At 71.9% G+C, this 6,426-nt stretch carries 8 protein-coding genes and 2 pseudogenes; 7 read left to right on the top strand and 3 right to left on the bottom strand.

What is annotated here, in order from left to right; all coding sequences use genetic code 11:
• Window positions 1-445 (bottom strand): annotated as a pseudogene (locus AB0I76_RS19840) (DUF308 domain-containing protein); the annotation flags it as partial.
• Between the two features lie 339 nt (window positions 446-784).
• Between AB0I76_RS19840 and AB0I76_RS19835 the strand changes: the two are divergent.
• Window positions 785-1,498 carry a lysophospholipid acyltransferase family protein gene (locus tag AB0I76_RS19835; protein ID WP_357037324.1) on the top strand — a complete coding sequence of 238 codons (714 nt, stop codon included), beginning with the start codon at window positions 785-787 and terminating at the stop codon, window positions 1,496-1,498.
• A 4-nt stretch (window positions 1,499-1,502) separates the two neighbouring features.
• On the opposite strand, the gene AB0I76_RS19830 is transcribed toward AB0I76_RS19835, so the two are convergent.
• Window positions 1,503-2,195: a Crp/Fnr family transcriptional regulator gene (locus AB0I76_RS19830; RefSeq protein ID WP_357037321.1), complete on the bottom strand. Its 693-nt coding sequence runs from the start codon at window positions 2,193-2,195 to the stop codon at window positions 1,503-1,505.
• A gap of 238 nt (window positions 2,196-2,433) precedes the next feature.
• On the opposite strand from AB0I76_RS19830, the gene AB0I76_RS19825 reads away from it, so the two are divergent.
• From AB0I76_RS19825 to AB0I76_RS19805, 5 genes are all read left to right on the top strand, one after another.
• Window positions 2,434-2,931 (top strand): polyadenylate-specific 3'-exoribonuclease AS, encoded by a 498-nt coding sequence (locus AB0I76_RS19825; protein WP_357037330.1) that lies wholly within the window; start codon window positions 2,434-2,436, stop codon window positions 2,929-2,931.
• Window positions 2,932-2,987: 56 nt separating this feature from the next.
• Window positions 2,988-3,494, top strand: a complete 507-nt coding sequence (locus AB0I76_RS19820; protein ID WP_357037318.1) for a pyridoxamine 5'-phosphate oxidase family protein — start codon at window positions 2,988-2,990, stop codon at window positions 3,492-3,494.
• 166 nt (window positions 3,495-3,660) lie between these two features.
• Window positions 3,661-4,689, top strand: a complete 1,029-nt coding sequence (locus AB0I76_RS19815; protein ID WP_357037315.1) for a 6-phosphofructokinase — start codon at window positions 3,661-3,663, stop codon at window positions 4,687-4,689.
• Window positions 4,690-4,766: 77 nt separating this feature from the next.
• Entirely contained in the window at window positions 4,767-5,585 is an 819-nt protein-coding gene (proC, locus tag AB0I76_RS19810) for a pyrroline-5-carboxylate reductase (RefSeq protein ID WP_357037327.1), read from the top strand.
• Between the two features lie 46 nt (window positions 5,586-5,631).
• Window positions 5,632-5,982, top strand: a complete 351-nt coding sequence (locus AB0I76_RS19805; protein ID WP_357037312.1) for a DUF2203 domain-containing protein — start codon at window positions 5,632-5,634, stop codon at window positions 5,980-5,982.
• A gap of 5 nt (window positions 5,983-5,987) precedes the next feature.
• On the opposite strand, the gene AB0I76_RS19800 is transcribed toward AB0I76_RS19805, so the two are convergent.
• A complete protein-coding gene (locus tag AB0I76_RS19800) occupies window positions 5,988-6,266 on the bottom strand; it encodes a sortase (RefSeq protein WP_357037309.1) in 279 nt (92 codons plus the stop codon).
• A 71-nt stretch (window positions 6,267-6,337) separates the two neighbouring features.
• Here AB0I76_RS19800 and AB0I76_RS19795 point away from each other — a divergent pair.
• Window positions 6,338-6,426 (top strand): annotated as a pseudogene (locus AB0I76_RS19795) (sugar ABC transporter permease); the annotation flags it as partial.

Raw genomic sequence — 6,426 nt, 5'->3', positions numbered from 1 at the left:
GGTCCTCGCCGCCGGTACGGCCGACCCCACCGGTCGGCCCGGGGTCGTCCACGTCCTCGGCGGCCGGCCACGGGTTGGCGCCGGCGGTGCTGGGGGTGGCGTGGAAACCGGCGACGATCCGCGCCCACTCGGCGTCGATGTCCGGCTCGTCGTCCCGGGACCGTTCCGCGCCGCCCTCGTCAGCGAGCTGCGTCAGGTAGTCACGGGCGGTGGTCAGGTGTGAACGGTCGACGTAGAGCCGGTCGACCGGACGGGACGGGACGGTGGTGGTGCGGGTGACCGGGTTCAGGTCGGCGGAGGGCTGCAGGTAGGCGGCGATCCCGCCGGCGGCCAGCACGTCGAGCAGGTGTTCGCCGACACGCGGATCGACGTCGCCCGCGACGGCGTACTCGCTCGCGTCCAGCCCGTTGTCCCGCCGTCCCCGGCGAGCCCCACCCGCTGACACCGGACATCCTCCTCGTCGCGTGCCTGTGGCACGCCCGTTCGAGCCCCCTCGGCGTCGACCCGCTCGCCGTGTCTACGAATCGTGACACGTCGGCACCCAGTTCCGGGAGTGCGTTCTGTCGCGTCTTCCAAAGTCAGCGACCGTCCGCTGGTCGCAGGCGAGGCCGTATGTCCGTTTGTGCACCCGACGCCGTCCTTCGCCGGCCGGGGAAGCAGCTCACGTGTGACGTGAAGCTGGCCGGCTGTCCGTTGTGGTGGCCCGCGTCCGCTCCGTAGGCTCGTCGACGACGAGGTGCCCGGGATCGCGGGCCGTCGCAGTTCACTCACCGAAAGGACGCCGGTGCTGTACTGGCTGCTGAAGTACGTCATCCTCGGGCCGCTGCTGAGGCTGATCTTCCGCCCGCAGGTCGAGGGCCTGCACCACGTACCCGCCACCGGCCCGGTGATCCTGGCCAGCAACCACCTGTCCTTCTCCGACTCGATCTTCACGCCGCTGATCGTGCCGCGGAAGGTCACGTTCGTCGCCAAGGCGGAGTACTTCACCGGCAAGGGGATCAAGGGCTGGCTGACGAAGATGTTCTTCGTCGGCACCGGCACCATTCCGGTGGACCGCTCCGGCGGTCGGGCCGCGCGCGCGGCACTCGACACCCAGCTCACCATCCTGCGGGCCGGCGGCGTCGCCGGCATCTACCCGGAGGGCACCCGCTCCCCGGACGGGCGGCTCTACCGGGGCAAGACCGGGGTCGCCCGGCTCACCCTGGAGAGCGGCGCCCCGGTGGTGCCGGTGGTGATGCTCAACCTCGACGAGATCCAGCCGCCGGGCAAGCTCATCCCGAAGGTGCAGCGGGTGCGGATCCGCTTCGGCCCGCCGCTCGACTTCTCCCGCTACGCGGGGATGTCCGGCGACCGGTTCGTCGAGCGCGCGGTCACCGACGAGATCATGTACGAGCTGATGGAGCTGTCCGGCCGGGAGTACGTCGACATGTACGCCCAGAAGGCCAAGGGAAGCCCTCCGCCGGCCGCCTCCGCGCCGCGGGAGCCCGTGGCCGCCTGAGCGGTCAGCGCTCGCTCATGCCGGCGCGCCGGCGCAGCGAGGCGACGTCGGTGACGACGATCCGGCGACCCTCGGTACGCAGCCAGCCCCGGCTGGCGAATGACCCGATCGCCTGGTTGACGCTCTGCCGCGACCCGCCGGCCATCTCCGCGAGCTGGCTCTGGTTGAGCTCGATCGTGATCATCGGAGCCTGGCTCTCACCGGCCAGCCGCACCAGCGTCTTGGCCACCCGACCCGGCAGGTCGAGGAAGACGTGGTCGGCGTTCTGCTCGGTGAGCCGGCGGATCAGGCCGCCGAGCGAGCGCATCACGGCGTCGAGGATGCGCGGGTTGGAGTGCACCAGCTCCATGAAGGCGGGCCGGGACAGCGCCAGCGCCGCGCAGTCCTCGATGGCCTCGGCGGAGGCCGAGCGGGTGGAGGCGTCCAGCAGCGAGACCTCGCCCAGCACGTCCGGGGGCCTTATCACCGACAGCACCGCGCGTTCCCCGGTCGGGGCGGTGCGGAAGACCGCGACCGCGCCGCGCCGCAGCACGATGAGCGACTCGCCGGGGTCGTTCTCCACGAAGAGCAACTGACCCTTGCGGTACGTCCGGGGCACGGCCGCCGCGATGACCCGTTGCCGAACCTCGGGCTCCAGCCCGGCGAACATCTCGACGCCCGTGAGGGCGTCACCCGGCTCCGGCAGGCGCATCTCCACGGCCCAACCCCTCCCCGGTCAAGGACCACAACTCGCTCACCGGGTGAACCCTCAAGGCCCTGCGCAAGGTGAACTGACACCGGTTCGGCGTCCGGTAGCGGTACACATCAGATCATGACGGTCCGGTCGCGTGCTGTACAGCCCTCACGTCACTTCCGTGACAGTCCGCAACCTGCGGCGGGGGCGGCCGGCCGCCCCGGTGGGCGGTGCCGAGGGGGCGTCGGCGAGGATGGCGGGAATGGTCTACCGCTACTTCTACGACTGCGAGTTCATCGAGGACGGCCGGATCGTCGACCTGGTGTCGATCGGCGTCGTCGACGAGTACGGCCGTGAGTTCTACGCCGTCTCCACCGAGTTCGACGACTCCCGTGCCGTGCCCTGGGTGCGCCGCAACGTGCTCGACAAGCTGCCCTCGCCGGCCGACCGCGCCTGGCGCTCCCGGGAGCGGATCCGCGACGAGCTGCTCGACTTCCTGTTGGAGCCGGTCCGCGACCGGCCGGGCGAGCAGTTGGAGCTGTGGGCCTGGTACGCGGCGTACGACCACGTGGTGCTCGCCCAGCTGTGGGGTGCGATGCCGGCGCTGCCCCGGGAGATCCCCCGGTTCACCAAGGAGCTGCGCCAGCTCTGGGACGATCGGGGTCGGCCGACGCTGCCGGATGCCGACGCGGCCCGGCACGACGCGCTCGTGGATGCCCGGCACAACCTCGCCCGATGGCGGGCGATGACCGGTTCGTAGGTTTGGTCCGTTCCGTCCCGGGCACGGTCCCGTGAGCCGAGGCGAGGGAGAGGCCCATGAGCAGCAACGCACCCAGTGACGCCGCCGACGCACGGCGGCGGGTCACGGAGCTGGTCCGGGAGGCGCGGATCTGCATGCTGACCACCACGGCGGTGGACGGCCGGATGGTCAGCCGGCCGATGGCCCTGCAGGAGGCCGAGTTCGACGGGGACCTGTGGTTCTTCGCGTACGCCGACTCGGCCAAGGTGCGGCAGATCCGGGTGAATCCCGAGGTGAACGTGTCCTTCTCGGACCAGAGGCACAACGCCTGGGTGTCGGTGTCCGGCACCGCCCGGGAGAGCTTCGAGCGGGCGAAGGCCGAGCAGCTGTGGAACCCCCTGCTGAAGACCTGGTTCCCGGACGGGCTGGACACCCCCGGCCTGACCCTGCTGACCGTGCGCGCCGGCTCCGCCGAGTACTGGGACTCGCCGAACAGCGCCGTGGTCAACCTGCTCGGTTTGGCCAAGGCGGCGGTGACCGGCCGGCCGCCGGAGGGCGGGGAGAACCACGAGGTCAGCTACTGACCGGTAGCCGGTACGCGCCCGGGGCGGCCGGTCGTCGTGCACCGTCGGCGGCTACAGTGCGCACTGACGGCCCGCCCCGGGCCGGCAACGGCGCCGATGGTCTGATGTGACGCATATCCTGGGGCAATCCGGGCTTCATTGATGCTCCCAGGAGGATGAGCAGATCATGCGTATCGGCGTGCTCACCGGCGGCGGCGACTGCCCAGGTCTCAACGCGGTGATCCGGGCGGTGGTCCGCAAGGGCGTCACCAACTACGGTCACGAGTTCGTGGGTTTCCGGGACGGCTGGAAGGGTCCCCTCGAGGGCCTGTCCCGCCCCCTGGGTATCGCGGAGGTCCGCGGCATCCTGCCCCGCGGCGGCACCATCCTCGGCTCGTCCCGCACCAACCCCTTTAAGATCGAGGGCGGGGTCGAGCGGATCAAGGACAACCTCGCCGCGCAGGGCGTCGACGCCCTGATCGCGATCGGCGGCGAGGACACCCTCGGCGTGGCCACCAAGCTGCACGAGCTCGGCGTCAACGTGGTCGGCGTCCCGAAGACCATCGACAACGACCTCGGTGCCACCGACTACACCTTCGGCTTCGACACCGCCGTCAACATCGCCATGGAGGCGATCGACCGGCTGCACACCACCGCCGAGAGCCACCACCGCACCCTGGTGGTCGAGGTGATGGGCCGGCACGCCGGCTGGATCGCCCTGCACGCCGGCCTGGCCGGCGGCGCCAACGTCATCCTGCTGCCCGAGCGGCAGTTCGACGTCGAGCAGGTCGCCGGCTACGTGGAGAAGCGCTTCCAGCACCAGTACGCCCCGATCGTCGTGGTCGCCGAGGGCGCGCAGCCGCTCGACGGCCAGATGGTCCTGCACAACCAGGAGCTGGACGCGTTCGGCCACGTCCGGCTCGGTGGCATCGGCCAGTGGCTCGCCGAGCAGCTGGAGGCCAAGACCGGCAAGGAGGCCCGCACGGTCGTGCTCGGGCACATCCAGCGCGGCGGCACCCCGACCGCGTTCGACCGGGTGCTCGCCACCCGGCTGGGCCTGCAGGCCATCGACGCGGTGCACGAGGGCGACTGGGGCAAGATGGTCGCCATGCAGAGCACGGACATCGTCCGCGTCCCGCTGGCCGAGGCCACCCGCGAACTGAAGACCGTGCCGCTGGAGCGGTACGCCGAGGCCGAGGTCTTCTTCGGCAGCTGACGACCGGTGGCGATCGGCGTCGCGGCGGGCCGCCCGGTCCGCCGCGACGCCGCACCGTGAGGAAGGGGTACGGCGACATGGTGGGTGCGGTGCACACGGTCGCGGTGATCGGCGCCGGCAAGATCGGCGAGCTGATGCTCTCGGGGCTGCTGCGCTCCGGCTGGCCGGTGGACCGGCTGCTGGCCACCGCCCGTCGGCCGGCGCGCGCGGAGGAACTGACCGCCCGTTACGGCGTCCGGGTGGTGGACAACCTGACCGCGGTGGACGAGGCGGCGGTGCTCGCGGTCTCGGTCAAGCCGCAGGACGCGGCGACGCTGCTGGCCGAGATCGGCCCGAAGGTGCCGGCGGACAAGCTGGTGATCTCGCTCTGCGCCGGCCTGCCGACCGCCTTCTTCAGCCGCCGGTTGCCCGAGGGCACCCCGGTGGTCCGGGTGATGACCAACACCCCGGCGCTGGTCGACGAGGCGATGACGGCCATCTCGGCGGGCGCGCACGCGACCGGGGCGCACCTGGAGCTGGCCGAGGAGATGTTCAAGCCGCTGGGCGTCACCATCCGGGTGCCCGAGTCCCAGCAGGACGCGGTCACGGCCCTGTCCGGCTCCGGTCCGGCGTACTTCTACCTGCTCGTCGAGGCGATGATCGACGCGGGGATCCTGCTCGGCCTGCCCCGGCAGGTGGCGCACGACCTGATCGTGCAGACCGCGATCGGCTCGGCGGTGATGCTGCGCGACTCCGGTGAGCACCCGGTGAAGCTGCGTGAGGCGGTCACCTCGCCGGCCGGCACCACCATCTCCGCCATCCGTGAGCTGGAGAAGCACGGCGTCCGCGCGGCGCTGCTCGCCGCCCTGGAGGCGGCCCGGGACCGCGCCCGGGAGCTGGCTGTCAAGGCCGGCTGAACGCTCGGCCTCCGTCCGCGTACGCCCGTGCCGCATACTGTGCCGCGTGTTCACTCTCGCCCAGGCCCGGCACCTGGTGGCCACCCTGCGCCCGCGTGTCGACGAGCTGATCCGGCTGCGCGCCGACCTCGCCGAGCTGCGGGCGGACCTCGCCGACCACGGCGTGAGCGCGCTCGGCGGCCGCGCCGAGGTCAAGGGTCTGGAGGCGCGGATGCACGGGGTGGTGGACGAGCTGCACGCCCACGACATCCAGGTCAAGGGCATCGCTCCGGTGCTGCTCGACTTCCCCGGCGAGCGGGACGGCCGGCCGGTGCTGTGGTGCTGGCTGGAGGGGGACACCGACGTGCGGTGGTACCACCGCGTCGAGTGCGGCTTCGCCGGCCGCCGCCCCGTCTGAGCCGCTCACTCGGCGATCGCGAACACCACCACGTTGTCCCGGTAGTGGCCGGTGCGCCGGTCGAAGTCCCCGCCGCAGGTGACCAGGCGCAGCTCAGCCGCGGGCGTCGGGCCGTACACGGCCTCGGTGGGGAAGCGGTCCTTCGCCACGCGTATCGCACCGGTCACCCGGAACGACACCGTCCGGTCGCCGCGCCACACCTGCACCCGGTCGCCGGGCCGCAGCTCGCCCAGCCGGGCGAACACGGCCGGCCCGGTCCGGGAGTCCAGGTGGCCGGCGATCACCGCCGGGCCCGGGTCACCGGGGACCGGGCCGCCGCCGTACCACCCGGCCGTCGCGAAGTCGGTCTCTCGACGACGGCGACTTCTGGAACGCGCTGGGCAACACGTTCGGCATCTTCGTGCTCTCCACGGTGCCGCAACTGCTCCTGGCGCTGATCGTGGC

Origin of the sequence: Micromonospora sp. NPDC049799 (genome assembly GCF_040656655.1) — a bacterium.
Classification (GTDB): Bacteria; Actinomycetota; Actinomycetes; order Mycobacteriales; family Micromonosporaceae; genus Micromonospora.
The sequence above is the reverse complement of the archived record's forward strand: the minus strand, read 5'-3'. Positions and strand labels throughout refer to the sequence as shown.

Bases quoted from the DNA above. Each gene is read 5' to 3' on its own strand.
- AB0I76_RS19825 (WP_357037330.1), top strand. From the start codon at position 2,434: ATGGTCTACCGCTACTTCTACGACTGCGAGTTCATCGAGGACGGCCGG.
- proC (WP_357037327.1), top strand. From the start codon at position 4,767: ATGGTGGGTGCGGTGCACACGGTCGCGGTGATCGGCGCCGGCAAGATC.
- AB0I76_RS19815 (WP_357037315.1), top strand. From the start codon at position 3,661: ATGCGTATCGGCGTGCTCACCGGCGGCGGCGACTGCCCAGGTCTCAAC.
- AB0I76_RS19820 (WP_357037318.1), top strand. From the start codon at position 2,988: ATGAGCAGCAACGCACCCAGTGACGCCGCCGACGCACGGCGGCGGGTC.